Origin of the sequence: Rivularia sp. PCC 7116 (assembly GCF_000316665.1) — a bacterium.
In the GTDB taxonomy this organism is placed as follows: Bacteria; Cyanobacteriota; Cyanobacteriia; order Cyanobacteriales; family Nostocaceae; genus Rivularia.
In genome coordinates, this window is record NC_019678.1 from 6,644,404 (window position 1) to 6,665,825 (window position 21,422).

Sequence of the window (21,422 nt, forward strand, 5' to 3'; positions counted from 1 at the left end):
CCTAACTCCTAAATTCCCATGACTCAACTCAACGGTAATCTTAACGGTAAAAACTCTCCGCAATCTGTACTTCCTGGATTGGCAAAAACTCCCCAAGATTCTATTCACCAAAAAAGTGGTAGATCCCATGTCCCTGAATTTGACCAACCCGTAATTTTACGGCGATCGCCAATGTTGTCGCGGGCGGCGTTATGGAGCATTCTGGGTGTAACCGTATTTACAATTTCCTGGGCATACTTTTCCAAAATTGACCAAGCGATCCCCGCTCAAGGACAATTAGAACCCCAGGGAGCCGTTAGAGAAGTACAGGTTCCCATCAACGGTATGGTAGAAAAGGTTTTTGTTAAAGATGGGCAACGAGTTAAAGAGGGAGACGTACTCTTAAATCTCGACCATGCAGGTGCTGAAGCCGAGCTTGTAACAGCCCGAAAAGTTCGCGAAGCTTTGAAGCTAGAAAATCAGTTTTATCGCAGCTTGTTCAGTGGTTCCGGTTCCCCCTCTACCGTAGCTTCAGTTAAAGTGCCTCAAGAAATGGCAAGGTTGGCACAAAGCCGAAGCGCTTTATTACAAGAAAATCAATTTTATCGAGCGCTGTTGAGCGGAAATGCTAATGGTGCAAATTTAACCGGAGAACAGCAACTACGTTTATTTTCCAGCCAACAAGAACTAAGAACCCAAGCCGCTCAAATAAAATTAGAACAAGCTCAATTACAACAACAATTAGCACAAACTAAAGAACGACTTGATAATGCTAGGAATGTTCTAGCTATCAATCAAGGTATTCTTAACGATTTAGAACCTTTGTTTAAAGAAGGAGCAATTGCTCGTTTACAATATCTACAGCAAAAGCAAGAAGTTAGCAATCGCAAGAGTGAAGTTGCTCAATTAGGTCAAGAAATACAGCGTTTAAGATTAGCCATTACTCAAACAGGTCAGCAATTACAAAATGCTTTATCAACTTCTGCCAAAGATACATTAACTCAAATTGCAGATAATCAAAAACGTATTGCTGAAATTGATAGTCAAATTAATAAATCAATTGTCGAGAATGAAAAGCGAATTGCGGAATTAGACGGTCAAATTAAACAAGCAAAATTAACTAGGAAGTACCAAGTTGTTAGAGCTCCAGTAGATGGAGTTGTATTTGATTTAAAAGCCAGCAATCCTGGATATGTAGCTAACACTACCGAACCCGTCCTCAAAGTCGTACCCGAACAATCACTGATGGCTGAGATATTTATAACTAATAAAGACATTGGGTTTGTTAAGGAAGGAATGCCGGTTGATGTTAGATTTGAAAGTTATAACTTCAGTGAATTCGGCGATATTAAAGGTACTTTGGTATCTGTAGGTAAAGATGCCTTACCCCCAGATGAAATTTATCCTTACTATCGCTTTCCGGCTCAGGTTAAGTTGAATAGACAAACTCTATCAGCTAACGGAAGACAATTGCCACTTCAATCTGGTATGTCCGTTACAGCTAATATAAAGACGCGAGACAGAAGTATCTTGAGTATATTTACCGACAAATTTACCAAAACGGTTGAAAGCGTCAAATTTGTGAGATAACTAGCCAAAATTTAACCTTTTTTTAATAAAATATGATGCAATTCCATCTCATAGTGATTTATGAGATGGAATTTAACTATAATTGTAAGAAAACAATAAACTTCCTATAAAGAAATAAAATATATGTGTTATTTTATTTACTATCTAATATTTTAGATTATTGTGTATAAGTAAGATTACTAGGCTAGTGTTCCCCTCTTGTTCTATCAGTGTAGAGAGTCAGATTCGTCTCTTGAAAAAGGTAAATAGGCATAATGGTAGAAAATTAAAATAAGATTATTTCTACCCAAAAAGTAAAATAACATGCTCTACTTTTAATAAGTGTTGTCTTAATAGTTATTTTATAGCTACTTAGCACAACATTTCCGGAGGATATAGCAAACAGATTGTATTGCTGTATTGCAGCTTGCTGAAATTCAAGCGAGTTGAAATACCATTCAAACCGTCCATTTGGGTATTGCCTACTGACACATAGTAATAGGTTGGTTTTTTGCTAACTAATACTTTTTAAGATGACATATGGCAATTTACTTTCAAGGAAAATATTTGCGGTTTTAACTATTTTGTGCTCCTCGCATAATATGAATTTTGGAAATGAGCTATAGGGCTAAAGCCCCCAAATTGTTGTCGTAAAAGGGCTGTAAAAAATCCGGATAGTTTTTATAAATAAGGGAACATCTGCAAAATAATATCTTCAGAAAGTAAAAAGAATCCTGTTTTGAAGAAAGTCCAATTACCGTAAATTTAATTTTCTACATGTAGCATAACACAGCAATATTATTTTGAAGTGCATCTGTCTCAAGAAACAATTTTTAGATAACAACTAAGAAAAAGGAAGAATGAAAATGCTTGATTCGGAAAACGTGAACCAATACAACTTTGCTTATTTAATTGACGTATCCAATAGTGTCGATGAAAAAACGTTAGAGAAAGCCAAAGATGCTTATATAGGTTCGATTCAATCTTTGATAGATATAGGCATTGCAGATGTTAGCAACTTTGCAGTAATTCCTTTTGGCTCTGATGCATCTCTTTATGGACCATTAAATGCCACAGAGGCAATTTCAAAAATTAAAGGTTTGTCTGGAAAAAATGGTTTTACTAATTTCAACGCAGCACTTGAAACAGCAAATCAATTTTACTCTACGGTACCCAGTGGAGGAAAAAACACAGTCAAATTTCTCTCTGATGGATATTCAACCATAGGAGGAAGTTTTAAAGAATCAGCATATGCTTTACACAAGGTTGCTGATGTTCAAGCTTATGGTATTGGAGCTGCAAACATCCAAGATTTGAGAATTATAGATTCAGATGAACCAGTGATAGTCAATGAAGCATCACAATTAGCTGCCCGATTTGTCGATCATATGGGTGGTTTAGTTGCCGATAAATCTCAGAATAGTGATTCAGAAGGCGATAGTAATGATGAAATTGAAGTTGCTTCACCTCCTCCAAATCAAGCTGTAAAAGAGAACTCATCAGATAACGGAAACGAACAAAATTCAAAAACAGGGGAAAAAAATCTAGTTGATAATTCCGGCTCGCCAAACCCACCAACCTCTATCGAAACAGGGATTGACAATAGAGACGATTTAGGCATAGGTAGCAATATCGACGGATTGACCGATCTCGAATTTCCCATCATAGATGTCGAGGACGTCTCCATCCAAGAAGGGAGTATCGGAACCAGTATTGCCCAATTTGTGGTTAATTTATCTTCACCTGCTACCGAGGAGATCCAGTTTTCCTACCAAACTGTCGATGGAAGCGCAATTGCTGTTTCTGATTACAATCAAGCATCTGGACAAATTACCATCCCGACTGGCGAAACTAGTGCAGCAATTAACATCATAGTTAATGGCGATCGCGAGATAGAGCAAGATGAAGAGTTTACCCTAAACCTTAACAATTTATCTTCAGCAACCTTTGCTAACAATGAAACAGAGTATAACAAAGTTGCCGTCATAGAAAACGATGATGTTGCCCAAAGTTCAGCAATCATTCCTCAAAATGAAGTCCAAATTCCACAACCGCAAGATTATGGAAGTCTTCTTAAAGGGAATCTAATGGATTTACAATCTTTTACAGATGAGGTGACATTAGACTTCACTGTAGAAAGAGAAGCAATATATGACAATGTTGTTGGATTTTACAAAATCAACGATATAGAAGGAAGCATTACAGATCCCGTAACCGGAGAAGAGTTCAAACCAAGCGATGGAGAAGCTTATGCAAAATTAGCAATCCAGCTTCGGGAACCAGAACTCGAATTGAGCTTAGAAGAGAGTCAAAGTTCTATTACTATCGAAGGCAGTCTCTCTGGAGAACATTATTACGCTCCATTAATTGCGGTTGACGGTGATTTCAGCCAAGTTTACTTTTCGTTTGCTCAAGCCAATTCCGATAAAGCAGAGCATATTCGCTCTTTAGGAAACAATACTTTTGGTTTTGAAGATATGTTCAATGGTGGTGATAATGACTTCGACGATATCGTTATCCAAGCAGAGGTTAAAACTATTTAACTTGTTTGCTGATTTCTCTATTATTGGCTATGCAGCTAGAGTTTGACACCCTAATTTAACATTTTGCTAACTGTTTCGATTTTAGAACTCTGATTTTGATAACACCTTAACCCTTCCTTTTTAATAGGGAGGGACTAAATTTATTTTTGTTGATATTATCTTAAGCCAATGGATTGTTGTTAATTTTAGTTAGGAGATAATTCGATCTGTCACATTTAGTATTTAGGCACTGATTACGCTTTGATTTGATTACTAAAGAGCCTAAATATTATTAACTATTTAAGGATACTTCGTTCCCGGCTTTACAATCGTCCGCTACCTAGTACTCTGGCAAGCCACAATTGCCGGGTAAGGGCAGGCAGGGGGAGCAGGGGAAGCGGAGGGAGCAGGGGGAGAAAAAACTTTTTATTTCCACGCTAAACCCAGCAAAGTTCGCTTGGCGAACCACTAGATTGGATTAAACTAAGTCTATACCAAGCGTTCTTGCTTGTAGACTAGCCCAAAACAATATGTTGCTGATTTCTTAAAGACACGCTGCTTTCATGCAAAGATTATAACCCGGCTAATATAGGTTTGGTTTTGCGGGGTATTCCTTCAGCCCTATTTATCTAGAATAAGTAAGCATTACATCAATTAATATTAAGAATAAAACTAACTTATCATATTGATAATTAAGATAATTTATACGACTTTCTTTAGAGAATACAAGGCTAGTCATGTGTATAATAAATTACTTCTATAGCCTAAGTAAATAATTTTCCAGCAGAAAAAATAAATTTATTTATTTAAGTATTTCTGCAAACAGAATATCAATATTTTTACATTTAATATATAGCTGCATCCATATTATTACTTATGTAGTTGTTGCCGCGCGCATCGCATAAGTAAAGACTTTGATACTTTATCAAAACTAAAAATCGGTAAAATTATGAATAAAATCATACAAACTCAGGAATTAGCAATAGCGATTACAGCTAAAAATCTGAATCCTAGTGTTGTTAACTTTGATTTTTTACAGTATAGCAACATCATTTCATCGGAATGGGAATTAGCGCGTAAGCCAGTATATACAAAAAACTTGACACAACTTGTCTTTAAAAATGGGATTGCAATTGTCGTACAACCTAAACGAGTTATTTTTGCTGAAGCTACTGATGGAAAAGAGATTGAAGAATTACAAATCCCGCAATTGGCATCTAAGTATATAGATAAGCTACCTAATATAGAATATCAAGCTGTAGGAATTAATCCCAAAGGCTTCGTAACTTTCACAGAGTCAAACGATGCTACCAACTATTTATCAAATAATTTACTTGCTTCAGGAGAGTGGCAAGAATTTGGTAGTACTCCTGTAAAAGCTGCCATTCAATTAGCTTATACTCTAGAGCGTTCTCAGTTTAATTTAACAATTAACGAAGGATTACTACAAATTTCAGAAGAAAAGTCCGTACCGGCGGTATTATTCTCAGGTAATTTTAATTACAGTATTAACGACAACGAAGCCCAAACTCGTTTACAAGATTTGAATCAAATTATTCGTAACTGGAAAAAGGATTTAGAAACTTATAAAGAAATTATTAACAATAAATTTCTATCTAATAAGGTGAATAATAAAAATTTGATTCCTTTTGGTGTTCCGATTTCTCCATCTGTCTAGAGTCATAGACTGATTGCCAAGAATATTCTTTAGTTTGAGACTGAATATGGTTAAAGATTAAATCGTAAAAACACAGATGATTATAAACCCGGTATTATTTTAAATACTGGGCTTACTTGTCTGTTTTAAAAATCGAAAATTTTTACAATTTTTATGAATTAGGGCTTAGATAAACCCTCTTCAAGTAGTATAAGTTAGGGAAGCTTTATATTTAGAAGACTTAAGTGTTAATTCTATTTAGCAATTACACTGATATTACCTCTAATTTGTACCCCTTAAGCAATTTTACGGTTTTCAGATAAAATCTTTACTAGATATAAAGGAATACATACCTTTTTTTACATCGGTATTAGCTAGGATGCCCTGTCTACCTACTCCAAACAAGCTATGACTGTTACGCTGACTAAATACCCCGCACCATTACTGAATAAGATTGGCACCTACGTTTGCCAAGCAGTTATTTATATTCAGCAACAGCAACCAGAATTATTGCTTGACAAATATAGGAGTATATCTTGGCGTGACAATAACAATCAACTGCGTCTAAAAACAAAACTAATAGAAATAATTGCTAATACTGGGGATTGGGAATTATTAGTTAACCGTGTAGAAGGGTTTATTCATACTTTACTAATATCTAATTCTACGAATACTCCTGTCTTAATCAAATTACAAGAAAAAATTCGCCATTTAAACCCCAATACAGTTGTAGAATCAAACTCTTCTAATCAAAAACAAGATAGAAACTCTCCGGAATTGACTCAACAGGAAGCTGTAGCTAAAGCAGATAAACAAAATATTTCTGAAAATCAACCTGACAATAACTCTACTAAATCGATTCCGGAAGAAGCTTTAGCTACAGCAGGCGAACAAACTATTTCTGACAATAATCAAGATGTAAATTTTGTAAATACACAAATAGACGAACAAGCAGTCAATCAACAGCACAGCACGATCGCAGCATTACTTATAGATGCAGAGAATACAGAAATTACCACAGAAACGGAACAATTTTTAACAGATTTTTCTACTAGCCCCATTCAAATCAAAATTGCCTTTGCAAATTGGCAGAATATGGGTACTAAAGATAACGAATTTCACCAACGCGACTACGATTTAATGCATGTTCCTTGCTGTCAAGATAACGCGGATCAAAAAATTATCGCTTTTGGATGGACAATTGATAAATATTTTCCGAAAGTTAAAGAAGTTTTGCTATGTGCATCGGACAATGTCATGAAAAACCTATGCAATTATCTTCAAGACAAGGATTTAACCGTTTATCACGTTAGTCAACATGCAAGCAATTTGACTATTTTGAATGGTACAACCAATGAAACTCATAACCACACCATTTTACCTTCAATAGAAAAACTTCTATGTCAGATAAAAGAGATAATTGAAGAACAAATTACCGAGAAATCAAATCAATGGATAAAGCTCTCCAAAATCTGCAAATTATTTAAAGAAAAGTATAGCTTTGGTATAAACAAAGTTGTGTCTCATCACCTCCCTGGTAATAATGTCAAAAATATCTTTGTCAATAAGCCTGAGTTCGTAATTCATCAAATACCCGAAAGCCCAGAGTTATATGTTACTTTGTTCAAGATACCAACTCAGCAAAATACAGATGATAATCCGTAAATCGCGATTAGCGAAAATTAATATAATTGTTCTATAACTCAGTTTATTCAATAAATTTGCAAAAAAAAGAACTATTTCCTGCTTAAGAGTGAATTGAAAAATCGGCAAAAAAGGCAAAATTAACACCAGACAAGCCCTTATAGTGCCTTTTTCTTCAATCAAAATGAGAATTGCTTACGTTCACTTCTATGTTGAAGATGCCAAAACTTGGTGTGATTGGTTTGTACATCATCTTAATTTTCGTAGATTAGATGCCGATGCCCTAAGGCGTTGTTTTCCCGTTAGTGTAAATACAGATTCTCATACCTCCACCGAAGTAGTTACAAGCGGTGTAGTTAGCTTTGTGCTGTCTTCAGCAATATCTTCCATCAGCCCAGTAGCTAAATATCTGAGCCAGCATCCACCTGGAGTTGTAGATGTCGCATTCGAGGTAGACAATTTACCAGCGATTATTGCTAAAGCTAAAGCCCATGGCATAAAGTTTATAAAACCCACAGTGCCGCAATACACAAAAGACAAGGCTTACACTAACCAAATTAAGCTAATGGCTTGGGGGGGACTTACGCATACTTTAGTGCAAAAACAATTTATACAGAATGCTGTTGAAGATTATTCCTCGAATGCTTTTATCCAAGCCATCGATCACATAGTCTTAAATGTCCCTATCGGAAATTTACAGCCTGCTGTTGCTTGGTACCAAAATATTTTAGGTTTCCGCGAGCAGCAGAAATTTAATATTCAAACTGAATATTCTGCTTTACACAGTCAAGTAATGGTTTCCCATGATGGCAGCGTACAACTACCTATTAACGAACCTGCAACTGCTAACTCTCAAATTCAAGAATTTCTCAGCGCTAACCAAGGTGCCGGAATTCAACATATTGCTTTACAAACCAGCGATATGATTAGTAATATCACCAAATTTCGCAGCCGTGGAGTTGCTTTTTTGCCTATTTCTCAAAATTACTATTCTAATTTACAGAAGCGAACTAATTTACCTCTCAAACCAAACGAACTCGTCAAAATTGCAAAACAAGAAATTTTAGTAGATTGGAAGGAAGATTCCCCTAATGCTTTACTTTTACAAATCTTTACAAAACCTATTTTTCCCCAACCTACTTTTTTCTTTGAGTTTATAGAGCGTAGGCAATGCGCTCGAGGCTTCGGAGAAGGTAACTTTCGCGCCTTATTTGAAGCAATGGAACTCGAACAAATCAAGCGTGGAAGCTTATAAGTATAAGGTTTGTTTTGGCAGCTATTGATAAAGTGGTGGGACATTTTATTTGTTGGATCTCCCAAATCTATCCCTTCTAGAGAAGCTACGGTGTACATACAAGCGCTCTCCGCATAGCTTTGGGGGATTCAACCCTGTTAAATTGTTATTGCCAGCCTAGCGAAGTAATCAGCTTCGCTTATTGCTTCGTCGTTCCTCCTGTCTATGACATGGCTTTGATCTATTTTGCGAATAGCTCAAAGCTTTGTTGCGGTTAGCGTTTTAAGCCTTGCGTGTATACGGTAGCCTAAAAAGAATAAATAAAAATTTATAGATTTTAAAGCTGCTTCAAATCAAACTATTATTCAAAATAATTTTCATAACCTCATACCATTTATTTATAAAGATGCGCCGAATTTAGCCCGTGTAGACGGTGAATCTAGTTGGGGGTGTCGGTTTGGGTCCCCCAAACTAGTGTTACCCTAACGGGTCACTTCGTGAACGCGGAGCGTCTCCCGGAGGGAGATACCCGGAGGGGCTTTGTTTAAGTAGCTCCACTATAGCTAGAGTGTTAGCGGAGCGTGTCCGTAAGGACATGGGCGATTGAGCGCAGCTTCATACAGAATTGGTATTACACTAAAATATGAAATTAATTTACTTATTAAATCTTTACGATTGCTAGCTAGCAACAATTGCGATAATTTGTAAATACACTTTAGTTATGATTTGTAATGATAAGAATTATTACAGATTTTGATGGCCCAATTAGTGATGTTTCCGAACGTTATTATCAGGTATATATATTGTGTCTAGAAAAAAATCGCCATCAAAATCAACAAGTACGAACGCTTTCCAAAACAGAATTTTGGGAATTGAAGCGTTCGCGCATTCCTGAAAAACAAATAGGTATTATGTGCGGTTTGGAAGAAAAGCAGGCGGAAAGTTTTGCTCGATTGCGAAAGCAAACTGTACATACGCAGCCATATTTTGAGTTTGATACTTTAGCCAAGGATGCAGTAGAGGCTTTATCAAAAGCACAACAAGCTGGCATTGATTTGGCGGTAATGACTATGCGCCGAGTGCGGGAATTAGAATATGCTTTAGAAAAATTTAAATTATACGACTATTTTCCAGCCAATCGTCGTTATTGTCTTAATAATGATTACGTCAAAACTCGTGATATAGATGATAAACCTTTACTTATGCAACGTGCATTAAAAGAATTGTCGCTTGTAGAAAATACTTGGATGATTGGGGATACAGAAGCTGATATAACTGCCGCAAAAAGATATGGTGTTAAGTCAATTGCTGTAGAGTGCGGAATTCGCGATCGCGCTCAGCTTGAAGCCTATAGCCCAGATATGTTTATGAAAAATTTGATAGAAGCAGTTGATTTTATACTTAGAAACTAACCGCATTTAATAAACATTAAAATTATCAATAAAAAATGGGTTTAAGGGAATTAATTGTTACGTCGGAGCCGTAACTGCCAACTAAAGATTCCCTATTTTCCCAATAAAACTTATTTCAGAAAACTGCAAATTAACCACAATAATACAAAAGTGACTACAGTTGCAAACTGATTAGTCGTAAAATTGGCAGATTGCAATTGTTGTACAAGTGGACTAGCAATCAGTCCCCCAACAATTAAACCAACTATCAAACCAACTAAAGTCAATAAAGCTGCTCTCCCAAATCTACTTTCTTTACGATTAAGAAAATAGATACTTACTCCAACCCCAAGTACTAGCATCAATTGTAAAACTTGGTCGCCTCCGCTCCTATAAAATAAGCTATTGGCACTTAAACCAAGATACCAAACTCCAGGTATAACCACATCGAGAGTACTCGGCTTATCTACCATCCGTTGCAGCCATGCAGGTGACTGTTGTTTCGGAACGGGGCTTACATCGGGAGCTACCTGCTCTCTACGTTCGGGAAAGCGAATGCGTTCGGGCACTTTAATTTTTCCTTCTTGGCGCATCCGCAAGCGGTCCATCAATACAGCATCATAAGCTGCTTCAATCATTTCAAGACGCTGACTATCACCACTATACTGTTCAACTAGGCGATCGCGTGTATCTTGAATTTCTTCAAAGCTAGCATCTTCTGATACCCCAAGTTTTTCATAGGGATTTTGGTCGCTCATGGGAGTTAATTACTTTAGGCTCAATCGGCAGCAGTTTGTTAATCAAGACTATTTTATGATTTATTTTGCTAGAAACCAATATTATCGCAGTTTATTTTAAAAGTCTTACCTAGATATAACTATAATACTTGCTGCGATCAACGCAAGTAATTCTCACTAATAGTAACTTTAACATATCGCTATAACTCCGTGTATCCCCTCATGCCGTTGAGCAATTAGGGCTTTACTCTAGAATTTGAGATAAAAACACAAAAAGTAAACATCTTTTATGAAAAAATTAAAATTTGTGTTTTATTTAAAGCAACGAATTTTCTCTAGAGAAAATTTGTTGCCGTAAACCCATTCTTCTTTTTGTGCCGTTTAATCACATATAGATTTAAAATTGATAGCGTTTAAGTTTTTTGTAACTTGAAGTAACCAGTTTTCTAGTTTAATCTTCAAGTAACGAACTTGGATGCAGGAATATCTATAATTATTAGATATTACCGCAAGGGAAGAGGAGCATTGCTGCTTCATACTCAGGGTTGCATAAAAGATAAAATTTTTGTTCTTTAAGCCGCGACTCCATTTAAGATATACGCCAGTATGTTTAATGGAAAAACCGGTTGAGAGAGCTTTAGCATTGTAGATTATTTTTGCCCAAATGCGGATATTCGCGCCTTAAGGGCGCTAGCCGTTTGTAAATCCTATGAATTTTTTTGCAAAGTGATGGTCATGGCTCCCACTGCCAAGATTCTTGTAGTTGACGACGATCCTGCCGTTAGAAATTTAATTCAACGTTTCTTGATGAAGCAGAGCTATCAAGTGGAAGCTGCCGAAGATGGCAAAACTGCTTTAGCTCTATTCGAGCAATTTAACCCAGATTTGGTAATTTTAGACGTTAATTTACCAGATGTAATAGGGTTTAACCTTTGCCAAGAAATGCAGAGTCGTAACGGTGTTTTTGTTTTAATGCTGACTAGTCGTGCGGACGAAGCCGATAAAATTCGCGGCTTTTCCAAAGGTGCTGACGATTACCTCACTAAGCCTTTTGGTTTAGGGGAGTTAGAAGTCAGAGTCGCAGCCATTCTGCGCCGTCAGCGCGTTGTTACCACAGCGGAACAAAAGCGCTTGGTTTTTGAAAAATTGATGATAGATCCCGTCCGAAGAGAAGTGTCGCTCAATAATCTGCCAGTTCCCCTGACTGCATTGGAATTTGACTTACTGCATTTCCTAGCCAGCCACCCTGGTAGAGTGTGGCGACGCGCCGAACTAATTCAAGAGGTATGGGATTATGAATATGTAGGCGACCAAAGGGTTGTAGACGTACATATAGGTCAAATTCGTAAAAAGATTGAAGCTGATGCTGCTCAGCCTGCTTTAATTCAAACGGTACGTGGTGTTGGCTATAAGTTTGAATGTCCAGCTCCAGCCCAACAACCTGAGAAAGTATAGTATAACGGGAGGTTAAACCTCCTTTTACGTATTCTCAGATTACTGTTTGCCGCTTAGTTCTTAAATTTTGACATTGTTACTTCAATGTTAAAGATAGATAAAGCAGTAAGTCATCCACTCAATTTTTCTGATTCAAAATATCATTTATGTGTCAGGATATCTTTACAATATCTAAATCGTTTTTATAAAAAGCGAGATATTAGACCCAAATATTAAGCTTGTTAGTTGTCTATTAACTGAGTTTTATCATTTTTTGAATAGAAAGTAATCAACAATGTGACTTATAACAATTGAATTCTTTATAAGAAGGAGATTCGTTTAATTTTAGCATTTTACTTAATTAGCAAACCCGGCTTAAAAAAGACCGGGTTTTTTGCTATCACGAATAGGGAATTAATGCTAAATCAAGATTCTAGATAATGTTTTCGTAGGTTTTATCTAGACATGTCACAAATAACCAAATCATTTCCATAGACTCGCTTCCTAATACTCCCACCTTATCAAAGGTATATCTTTAGTGACAATTATTTCGCTTACTTATGCTCATAAGATTCTCAATCAAAGTGGGAGATTACGATGGCTTTTACTGCTCAATCCTTTCTGCTAGCAGTGGTGAAACAATGTTTCTAAATAGACACGAGCAGCTCGGCGATCGCTATCACCATTTTGAAGAAGGAACAAAGATAGAGCAGCAGTTAGCACTCGATCTTGATCCCAGTCTGGATGGGTTTCTAAGTAATTCTTCAAAGATTCGTGAAGTATTTCGGGAACTACTGCATATAGGCTTACTGTGGCGTTCATAATTCTTCTCCTGAAAATCGGGCTATTAAGGCAAATACGGACAGACCTAGACCTTTACGGTAGACACAGTGGGAAATAAAGCTTACTTCTGTCAAGCGTAAAGACATCAGCGAACTGCAATATTACATGAATTTCTGGGTTGACGAAAAAAATCTTGTCGCATTATTTTGCGCTAAAGAGGGGTAGGTTTGTCAATGATGCGAAATGTTACAAGGTCAAGTATAAAAGTTTAATACTCACGTAATAATAGGGTTTAGCAATGATTATTGTAACAAAAATTTACAATAACTAAGTCCTTTCAATCCTGAATTATATCGAATTGAAATCCCCAGCCATATATTCCAAAGCTTATTTCAACGTAAAATACTTGTGGAAAACTCCTCAACAGCCTGTGGAAATCCTGTGGAATCGGTGAGGAAAATCTGAGTTAATGATAAGAATTACAAAAATACTTTTTAGGGTTTGCTGTTTTGCGAATGAAATCCTTTCTCCGTAAGCATTTACCAACTATCGATACTCAGATTTGGATTTTAGCAATCGGTAGATTGTTAAGCGAAGTGGGTACGGGTTTTACTTTGTTTTATGCCCCCATTTTCTTTGTCAATCAAATTGGTTTATCAGCAACTACTGTTGGTATAGCTTTAGCAAGTCATTCCATCTCAGGAGTTTTTGGAAGGATTTTGGGAGGTTCGTTAACTGATTCTCTGTGGGGTCGTCGTCGCACTTTATTGCTTTCAGCGGCAATTTCAGCGGTTGGCTCTTTAGTTTTAGCCGCAACTCATGATTTTGTCACTTTAGTTATCGGTAATTTAATAAATGGTTTGGGCGTTGGCTTGTATTGGCCTGCGACTGAAGCTGTTGTTGCCGATTTAACTAATAATGAAAATCGCCGCGAAGCATTTGCTATAACAAGATTTGCAGATAATATTGGTCTGGGTTTAGGAATAGTTTTAGCAGGAGTTTTGGTAACAAACACTGCTAATTATCGCTTACTATTTATTCTCGATGGATTGTCGTTTATTATCTTTTTTGCGGTTATTTACGTGGCAATCAAGCAGAACCGCAATCATACTAATGTAATTAAAAATTCAATCCTGCAACAATTAGCTTCTTGGATAGCAGCTTTAAAGGATAGTCGTTTACTGATATTTGTTGTAGTGAATATTATCTTTACGACCTATATCTCTCAATTACATAGCACCCTTCCACTTTATTTTAAGAATTTTATTCAAGTCGATGAAGTGCAAAAAGGATTTGTTGAAACAACTATCAGCGCACTTTTTACTTGGCACCTAATAGTGGCGATAATTACACAATTACCTATCGCACGCTTGATGAAACGCTTATCTCATTCTGTAGCCCTTAGCATTTCGGCTTGTTTATGGGCAATTGGTTTTATTTGTATTTGGGTAACATCTTTTTCGCTTTCTCATTCCATAGTTTGGGTAGCACTAGCATTGTGCTTCTTTGCCTTGGCTATAGTCTCTTATACTCCATCAGCCGCAGCTTTAGTCAGCGAAATTGCTCCAATTGATAAGCGCGGTATTTATTTTTCAATTAATTCTCTTTGTTGGGCTGCTGGCTATTTGATTGGTCCTCCTTTAGGTGGTTGGGTTTTAGACCAATCTCAATTTGCGATCAATAATTTTTGGTTAAGCTTGTCTGTGAGTGTTGTTTTTACAATGATTATTTTGCGCTACTTACACCGATTGCTTTCTCATTTATAGTTTATTAATTCAGTTTTTGATTGTCATTGATAGAACTCACGCAAAAGTAACATCACTGTTTAATTACAAGCGACAGAGACGTATTCAGCGTTCACCGCTAGGTGCGTCTCAGCTGTTGATCGTTGCTAAAATCCTGCGTTAGCGGAGGGTGTCTGATAGGACATATGCTTCCCTAAACTTCGTTTTAGTCGTAATGACAAATCTTCGTTGCGTAAGTCCTGTAATAGCTATCAATGATAATCACAAATTAAATAATATTGTAGAAAAAATAAGCGGAACAACGAGCAAAGCTAGTGCAATAAGAAAATACTAAATAATTAATATCTAGCAATCTTTAATATTTCAGATTTAGACAGCATCATAAAAAGTTTTGAATCATTAATAAGCAATGATTCAAAACAAAAAAAAAGAATATATAAGCATTATTTTCGTCTTTCTTGTAGCTTGCGATAAACAGATTTTAAATCTACATTATGATGAGCTAAAGCCACTAAAGTATGATAAAATAAATCGGCGACTTCACCAGCTATCGCTCTGGGATCGTCATCTTTACAAGCCATAACCACCTCAGCAGATTCCTCACCAATTTTTTTCAAAATCTTATTATCACCACCTTCAAATAACTTACAAGTGTAGGAATCATCGGTAGGATTGTCGCGTCGGTCAGATATTACATCAAACAATTGTGACAAAGTATCGGCAGGAGGCGGAATCACCTTGCTATCGACTTTGTGAAAACAACTTCTTTCGCCAGTATGACAGGCAATATCTCCGACTTGTTCAACAGCGATCAAAAGAGCATCGCTATCGCAGTCATAACGGAGACTGTGAACATGCTGAATATGTCCGCTGGTGGCTCCTTTATGCCATAATTCCTGACGGGAACGACTCCAAAACCAAGTTTCACCAGTATCTAAAGTCTTGGTTAAAGATTCTTTGTTCATCCACGCCATCATCAAAACTGTGCCATCCAAATAATCTTGAATTATGGCTGGCACCAAACCTCGTTCGTCGTAGCGAATTTTATCAACGGGAATAGAGCTTTGCGAATCTGTTACAGAAAAAAACATACCAGCGAGATACCGCCCTTTACTAAGAATGATTCATAAATTCACGATATCATTCTGTATGGTGTATCTTTACGGGATGTTTTTACTCTATGCTTACTAAATATCTTAAAGAACAACGTTTCTTTGCATAGCATAGTGCATTCTCAATGCACTTAAAGCTACTTGATTAGGTTTGGGAGCTTCACTGTACCAACGGATAGCCGAGTTGCAAGCTACCCAACAAACATCTTGAACAGCCTCAGAATAGCCATTGCGAATCTCAATACGGCAAATCCTGATTTGACTTATATAACATATTGTTATTTTCGAGGGAACGCCCTTTTCAGCTAATTTACTACGATATAAGTTTGAAGCAGTATTAGCCCCTATCCGAAGATAGACCTTATTAATTCACTCTAGGAGACAACCTTGGTAAATACAACGATTAAAACTACCAAATCACAAGAAATCTTTTCAGCAGCCCAAAGCTTAATGCCGGGAGGAGTAAATTCTCCTGTCCGTGCTTTCAAATCTGTAGGCGGACAGCCTATTGTTTTTGACAGGGTAAAAGGTGCTTACGTTTGGGATGTAGATGACAATCAGTACATAGATTATGTTGGTACTTGGGGCCCAGCAATTTGTGGTCATGCCAATTCCGAAGTTATCGCCGCGCTGCATTCTGCTTTAGAAAAAGGTACTAGTTTCGGTGCACCTTGTGCATTAGAAAATGTTTTAGCAGAAATGGCGATCGATGCCGTTCCTAGTATTGAAATGGTAAGATTCGTTAATTCTGGCACGGAAGCTTGTATGGCTGTGTTAAGGCTAATGCGAGCTTTTACAAAAAGAGACAAAGTTATCAAATTTGAAGGCTGCTACCACGGACACGCCGATATGTTTTTGGTAAAAGCAGGTTCTGGAGTCGCTACTTTAGGTTTACCAGACTCTCCAGGGGTTCCTTCTTCTGTTACTAAAAATACTCTAACTGCGCCCTTCAACGATTTAGAAGCTGTAAAAGTATTATTTGAAGAAAATCGCGATCAAATTGCTGGTGTTATTTTAGAGCCGGTGGTGGGAAATGCGGGCTTTGTTCCTCCAGATGCTGGATTTTTGGAAGGATTGCGCGAAATAACTCAAGAACACGGTGCTTTATTAGTATTTGATGAAGTAATGACTGGTTTCCGCATCTCCTATGGTGGCGCGCAAGAAAAGTTTGGCGTTACTCCTGACTTGACGACTTTGGGTAAAATAATCGGAGGTGGTTTACCTGTAGGAGCTTATGGTGGTCGCCGAGATATTATGTCTATGGTGGCACCCGCAGGACCAATGTATCAAGCCGGAACCTTAAGCGGTAATCCTTTGGCAATGACTGCGGGAATCAAAACATTAGAATTGCTGCAAAAACCAGGTACTTACGATTACTTAGAACAAATCACGAAAAAATTAGCCGATGGTTTGGTAGAAATTGCTCGGGAAACAGGCCATGCTGCTTGTGGAGGAAATATCAGTGGCATGTTTGGCATGTTCTTCACGAGTGGCCCCGTTCACAACTATGAGCACGCTAAAGCTTCTGATACAGCCAAGTTTGGGCGCTTTCATCGCGGAATGCTCGAACACGGTATTTATTTAGCGCCTTCTCAATTTGAAGCTGGCTTTACTTCTATAGCTCACACAGAAGAAGATATTGAGCGAACCTTGCAGGCTGCACGAGAAGTTATGTCTAGTTTGTAGAGATTGATTGCAGCCTAATCAAAACTAAAGTATTCAAAAATCCCGTCTAATCTCTTAGACGGGATTAATCGCATTGAGGAGTATAGCTTTACTCACTACATCCACAACCACTATGCCCGCAACCTGTGATGGTTTTATGACCTTCAGCACAGGCTTCGGAACAATAGTGCTTGCCATCTCTGTCAATTGCAGTTTCTACTTTGACGATACATAAGCATTTATCGCAAGCACACTTCATTAAATCTACAGCAGCCATATTTTTTGATCTCCAAATAAATCATTATCAAAAACACTATTGAATATCTGAAGGGATATTCATATATATACTACCATACATTTAGTTGATGTATTCAACTTCTAAGAAATGTCGATGATTACAGAAAATTTACATTTATAAACACTGCAAGAAAGATATAATCTTCGCGTAAGTCCTACTCCCTTCCCAGCAGAAGATTTCCCATAAAAAACCGCAGAGAGCGCAGAGAGCGCAGAGAGTGCGTAGGAAAAAGCTAAAAATATATAGGTAATTTTAGAGCGAGATAGGAGTAAGCATGGTTACAGCTTATAGTTTTTCAAGAGGAATAAGCTAAGCCGCACCCCCGGTGAAGGCTGAAGTTCGTTTCACTATCTCCCTCCGGGAAATGCTTCGCGAGCATTCCACTCGCAATGATCAATGCACAATTAATTTTATCTAAGTAGTTAAATTTATAATTTTAGATTCTTAGACTTTCTTAACAGCTCACACAAACTGTACCTTTACTTAAATTTTAATTAAGTTTTACAGTCAATCATAAACTCAAACATTATAAAAAATCCGTACTATCACTATAGGCTATACAAATATTGCTTAAACTTTAGAAACTCTTCAAAACTAATCCAGCAATTTGCACCTGGCATTCTATAATTCATACTTCAATAATAGAAATAGAGTAATTGCTCCCCGTTATTATTTTTTTGTAGCGAGTTGACAGTGCATGAGCTACTGCTTAAATCCGAACTGTCCCAACCCAGAAAACTTGCCTTTTAGTGAAAGATGCCAATCATGTGGGGCGCGAATTTTGTTACGCGAACGCTACCGGGTTACCAAATCATTGGGGCAAGGTGGCTTCGGAGCAACCTTTCTTGCACAAGATGAAGCATTGCCTGGGGAGCCAAGTTGTGTAATTAAGCAACTACGTCCTTCGGGAACTGCACCCCATGTTTTGCAAATGGCACGGGAATTATTTGAGCGAGAAGCCGTAACCCTGGGTAGGATTGGGAATCATCCCCAAGTTCCACGTTTGCTAGATTATTTTGAAGACCGCGAACATTTTTATTTAATACAGGAATACGTTCATGGTTCGACTATACAGCAGGAGGTGAAACATAGTGGAGTATCGACTGAGGCAGGAGTAAAGCAGTTTTTGAGCGAGATTTTGCCATTACTGCAATACATCCATTCTCAGAAAGTAATTCACCGCGATATTAAGCCTGCAAATTTGATTCGTCGTGCCCAAGATGCCAGATTAGTTCTAATCGATTTTGGTGCTGTAAAAAATCAAGTCAATCAAACAGCAGCAATGCAGTCAGGGCAAACAGCACTAACTGCTTATGCTATAGGTACTCCTGGTTTTGCGCCTCCGGAGCAAATGGCAATGCGTCCAGTTTATGGAAGTGACATTTATGCTCTAGGAATTACATGCATATATTTACTTACTGGTAAATCTCCCAAAGATTTAGAATATAATCCGGCGACTGGTGAAGTTATGTGGCAGCAAATGGTACATGCGAGCGATCATTTCGCGCAGGTACTGGCAAAAATGATGGACGTGTCGATTCATAACCGTTATCAGTCTGCGGATGAAGTACTTAGAGCTTTGGAGATGGAACCTTACTTAGATAGTTTGGCTTCAGGTTTAGCGGCTCCATCAAATATTGGTGGTAATCCTAATACTTCGGCAGGTGTTGTTGACGGTACGGCTGCAAGCAACAATTCCTCTACTAGTTTCTCAAGTGCTGGAGTAGCTCAAGTAGCAGCAGCTATTAGAGCCAGAAAAGCTAAAGCTGCTTCGAGTACTGCTGTACGAACTCGAAAAACGAACAATCGCGTACTTACATCAAAAACAGTAAATTCCGTATCGACTTCCACAAAATCTTATTCTCAAAAATCAAAAGCACAGCGTCGCTTAAATTCCGAAAGCTTATTGACAGCTCATTTAAAGGGAAGACGTGATTTTGCTTTACACAATCTGAGCCTACTAAATTTACAAGGCTCCGATTTATCAGAAACAAACTTTCATTCTTCTAAGCTTGAAAAAACTAACCTCCAAAACGCAAATCTCTATAATAGTGACTTCGGACGAGCTAATTTAAATAAAGCTAATCTAAGAGATGCTAATTTAAGTAAAGCTTACTTCAACCATGCGGACTTAGAATTAGCAGACCTTCGAGGTGCCGACCTCAGTTATGCTCATTTAACTAACGCTAATCTCCGTGGAGCTAATTTATGTGGAGCTAATCTAACCGGAGCAAAAATCGCTCCCGAGCAGTTAGCTTTAGCTAAAACAAATTGGATGACTGTAAGACCTAATGGAAGAAGAGGTTTACTATGATTTGAAATCATTCTCAGCTTCAGAATATTCTACGAAGGCAGGACTTACGCAACCGTAAATTGTCATTGCGACCGGAACGCAGCCTAGGGAAGCATTCACCGGTCGGGTGTGGATTATCCCAGGCTCTGGCGAGATAACTTCGCTTCGCTCGTAATGATGTAATTTCGTTCCTTTTGTGTAAGTCTTATAAAGATAAATTATGCGAAACTTATTAAGCTAACAAAATACTTTTAAGAAACTCTGTAAATGGGTTGTTCAAAAAGTTAATTATTGAGCTTTAGTATATATATAATTCTGGTTGATTACTGGAGTTTAACATACAATTTTTTTTAGATATGATTCCTCTACAATAATCCCTTGGTATTCAAGGTTATTAGTAGAGGAATTTTTGTGAATAAGTAACTTCAAAATTCTTCTTAAATTGAATATTTGATGCATGAACTCTTATCAAGCTTTATATTAATGAATGCTTCGTGCGAATTAATCGCTTATTATCGTTAACTTAAAAGCTTAAGCTTCACCTTGATTGGCTTTTACCTCAATTTGCTTCACTCATAAATAAGTTGTTTTTTATACTATACTTAACTATTTTCTGTTATATAAGTGCCGACTGATTTATTATAAATGTGGATAACACTTACAATAATAGCTCCAATGCAAGTATAAATAAAAATTATCAGTATATTCCTGTAGATGAAATTAAATTGTTTACCCTCAACTAAAGATTGCACAAAACTATACCTAAAGATATAAATAATTCATTTTTTTAAATACGAGCATATACTTAAGGAGGATTTCAATCAAAACAAACTTCAGGTATTCTTAAGAAACAATCATCGTATCTTATCTTTTGGATGAGTATAATGTATTACAAGCAATAACTATTCAAAATAGTAAAACTAACCTTAGATTGTATTTGGCTAAAATAAAATTATTTATGAATACAAGAAAAACATGCTTAATTATTATCACTCAATAGATATACTGATTTTAGAGTTACTTTATACTTTAATCGTAATATCTAATTTAAAGCTTCTTGCTGTGATTCTAGTATGAGTATATTAGTGCTTCTATAGACATCTATAATCCCAAGTTTTAGCGTAATTATAATTAAGTATATATACTTGTACTTAATTAATTCCGATAGTAAGTCTACTAAGACAGAATAAAAAATTTTTAGAGTGTGTTGTTAAAAAGACTTTTCTTTCCTTTCCTATTTCTATTGACTTACTTAAGCTTTGCTTGATTTCAACCGCAAGTATAGGGTTGAAAAAGTACTAGCTAAGGATGCTAAAGGCTACTGTCAGAAACACAAATAATCAACTTTTATTTTGGACT

General features: G+C 37.0%; 14 protein-coding genes. 10 read left to right on the plus strand and 4 right to left on the minus strand.

Annotation, left to right across the window (positions count from 1 at the left end; genetic code table 11):
• Nucleotides 1–18: 18 nt before the first annotated feature.
• The 6 genes from RIV7116_RS25625 to RIV7116_RS25650 all read left to right on the plus strand — a co-directional run bounded on the left by RIV7116_RS25625 (nt 19) and on the right by RIV7116_RS25650 (nt 10,017).
• Nucleotides 19–1,569 carry an HlyD family efflux transporter periplasmic adaptor subunit gene (locus RIV7116_RS25625; protein ID WP_015121235.1) on the plus strand — a complete coding sequence of 517 codons (1,551 nt, stop codon included), beginning with the start codon at nt 19–21 and terminating at the stop codon, nt 1,567–1,569.
• An 845-nt stretch (nt 1,570–2,414) separates the two neighbouring features.
• On the plus strand, nt 2,415–4,091 hold the full coding sequence (locus RIV7116_RS25630) for a Calx-beta domain-containing protein (protein ID WP_015121236.1): 1,677 nt from the start codon (nt 2,415–2,417) through the stop codon (nt 4,089–4,091).
• Nucleotides 4,092–5,019: 928 nt separating this feature from the next.
• Nucleotides 5,020–5,748, plus strand: a complete 729-nt coding sequence (locus RIV7116_RS25635; RefSeq protein WP_015121237.1) for a hypothetical protein — start codon at nt 5,020–5,022, stop codon at nt 5,746–5,748.
• 387 nt (nt 5,749–6,135) lie between these two features.
• Entirely contained in the window at nt 6,136–7,392 is a 1,257-nt protein-coding gene (locus RIV7116_RS25640) for a hypothetical protein (protein WP_015121238.1), read from the plus strand.
• Between the two features lie 163 nt (nt 7,393–7,555).
• Nucleotides 7,556–8,626 (plus strand): 4-hydroxyphenylpyruvate dioxygenase, encoded by a 1,071-nt coding sequence (gene hppD, locus RIV7116_RS25645; protein ID WP_015121239.1) that lies wholly within the window; start codon nt 7,556–7,558, stop codon nt 8,624–8,626.
• Nucleotides 8,627–9,336: 710 nt separating this feature from the next.
• The gene (locus tag RIV7116_RS25650) at nt 9,337–10,017 is read left to right on the plus strand and encodes an HAD family hydrolase (protein ID WP_015121240.1); all 681 of its coding nucleotides are present in this window, start codon (nt 9,337–9,339) and stop codon (nt 10,015–10,017) included.
• 110 nt (nt 10,018–10,127) lie between these two features.
• On the opposite strand, the gene RIV7116_RS25655 is transcribed toward RIV7116_RS25650, so the two are convergent.
• On the minus strand, nt 10,128–10,754 hold the full coding sequence (locus tag RIV7116_RS25655) for a CPP1-like family protein (RefSeq protein WP_015121241.1): 627 nt from the start codon (nt 10,752–10,754) through the stop codon (nt 10,128–10,130).
• A gap of 714 nt (nt 10,755–11,468) precedes the next feature.
• Between RIV7116_RS25655 and RIV7116_RS25660 the strand changes: the two genes are divergently transcribed.
• On the plus strand, nt 11,469–12,188 hold the full coding sequence (locus RIV7116_RS25660; RefSeq protein WP_015121242.1) for a response regulator transcription factor: 720 nt from the start codon (nt 11,469–11,471) through the stop codon (nt 12,186–12,188).
• 603 nt (nt 12,189–12,791) lie between these two features.
• Here the strand turns inward: RIV7116_RS25660 and RIV7116_RS25665 are convergent.
• Nucleotides 12,792–12,989: a DUF2811 domain-containing protein gene (locus RIV7116_RS25665; RefSeq protein WP_015121243.1), complete on the minus strand. Its 198-nt coding sequence runs from the start codon at nt 12,987–12,989 to the stop codon at nt 12,792–12,794.
• Between the two features lie 476 nt (nt 12,990–13,465).
• Here RIV7116_RS25665 and RIV7116_RS25670 point away from each other — a divergent pair, with 476 nt between their 5' ends.
• Complete coding sequence (locus RIV7116_RS25670; RefSeq protein WP_015121244.1) at nt 13,466–14,716, plus strand: MFS transporter; 1,251 nt, start codon at nt 13,466–13,468, stop codon at nt 14,714–14,716.
• 422 nt (nt 14,717–15,138) lie between these two features.
• Here RIV7116_RS25670 and hisIE read toward each other — a convergent pair whose 3' ends face one another.
• On the minus strand, nt 15,139–15,786 hold the full coding sequence (gene hisIE / locus RIV7116_RS25675; RefSeq protein WP_015121245.1) for a bifunctional phosphoribosyl-AMP cyclohydrolase/phosphoribosyl-ATP diphosphatase HisIE: 648 nt from the start codon (nt 15,784–15,786) through the stop codon (nt 15,139–15,141).
• A 408-nt stretch (nt 15,787–16,194) separates the two neighbouring features.
• Between hisIE and hemL the strand changes: the two genes are divergently transcribed.
• The gene (gene hemL / locus RIV7116_RS25680; RefSeq protein ID WP_015121246.1) at nt 16,195–17,493 is read left to right on the plus strand and encodes a glutamate-1-semialdehyde 2,1-aminomutase; all 1,299 of its coding nucleotides are present in this window, start codon (nt 16,195–16,197) and stop codon (nt 17,491–17,493) included.
• A gap of 88 nt (nt 17,494–17,581) precedes the next feature.
• Here the strand turns inward: hemL and RIV7116_RS35255 are convergent, their stop codons facing one another.
• The gene (locus RIV7116_RS35255) at nt 17,582–17,749 is read right to left on the minus strand and encodes a metallothionein (protein WP_015121247.1); all 168 of its coding nucleotides are present in this window, start codon (nt 17,747–17,749) and stop codon (nt 17,582–17,584) included.
• Between the two features lie 718 nt (nt 17,750–18,467).
• Here RIV7116_RS35255 and RIV7116_RS25685 point away from each other — a divergent pair.
• Nucleotides 18,468–20,084, plus strand: coding sequence for a serine/threonine-protein kinase (locus RIV7116_RS25685; protein WP_015121248.1), 1,617 nt, complete (start codon nt 18,468–18,470; stop codon nt 20,082–20,084).
• Nucleotides 20,085–21,422: the final 1,338 nt, after the last annotated feature.

Excerpts from the sequence above, each read along its gene's own strand:
- RIV7116_RS25625 (WP_015121235.1), top strand. The coding sequence starts at position 19 with ATGACTCAACTCAACGGTAATCTTAACGGTAAAAACTCTCCGCAATCT.
- RIV7116_RS25630 (WP_015121236.1), top strand. The coding sequence starts at position 2,415 with ATGCTTGATTCGGAAAACGTGAACCAATACAACTTTGCTTATTTAATT.
- RIV7116_RS25635 (WP_015121237.1), top strand. The coding sequence starts at position 5,020 with ATGAATAAAATCATACAAACTCAGGAATTAGCAATAGCGATTACAGCT.
- RIV7116_RS25640 (WP_015121238.1), top strand. The coding sequence starts at position 6,136 with ATGACTGTTACGCTGACTAAATACCCCGCACCATTACTGAATAAGATT.
- hppD (WP_015121239.1), top strand. The coding sequence starts at position 7,556 with ATGAGAATTGCTTACGTTCACTTCTATGTTGAAGATGCCAAAACTTGG.
- RIV7116_RS25650 (WP_015121240.1), top strand. The coding sequence starts at position 9,337 with ATGATAAGAATTATTACAGATTTTGATGGCCCAATTAGTGATGTTTCC.
- RIV7116_RS25655 (WP_015121241.1), bottom strand. The coding sequence starts at position 10,754 with ATGAGCGACCAAAATCCCTATGAAAAACTTGGGGTATCAGAAGATGCT.
- RIV7116_RS25660 (WP_015121242.1), top strand. The coding sequence starts at position 11,469 with ATGGCTCCCACTGCCAAGATTCTTGTAGTTGACGACGATCCTGCCGTT.
- RIV7116_RS25665 (WP_015121243.1), bottom strand. The coding sequence starts at position 12,989 with ATGAACGCCACAGTAAGCCTATATGCAGTAGTTCCCGAAATACTTCAC.
- RIV7116_RS25670 (WP_015121244.1), top strand. The coding sequence starts at position 13,466 with ATGAAATCCTTTCTCCGTAAGCATTTACCAACTATCGATACTCAGATT.
- hisIE (WP_015121245.1), bottom strand. The coding sequence starts at position 15,786 with ATGTTTTTTTCTGTAACAGATTCGCAAAGCTCTATTCCCGTTGATAAA.
- RIV7116_RS35255 (WP_015121247.1), bottom strand. The coding sequence starts at position 17,749 with ATGGCTGCTGTAGATTTAATGAAGTGTGCTTGCGATAAATGCTTATGT.
- RIV7116_RS25685 (WP_015121248.1), top strand. The coding sequence starts at position 18,468 with ATGAGCTACTGCTTAAATCCGAACTGTCCCAACCCAGAAAACTTGCCT.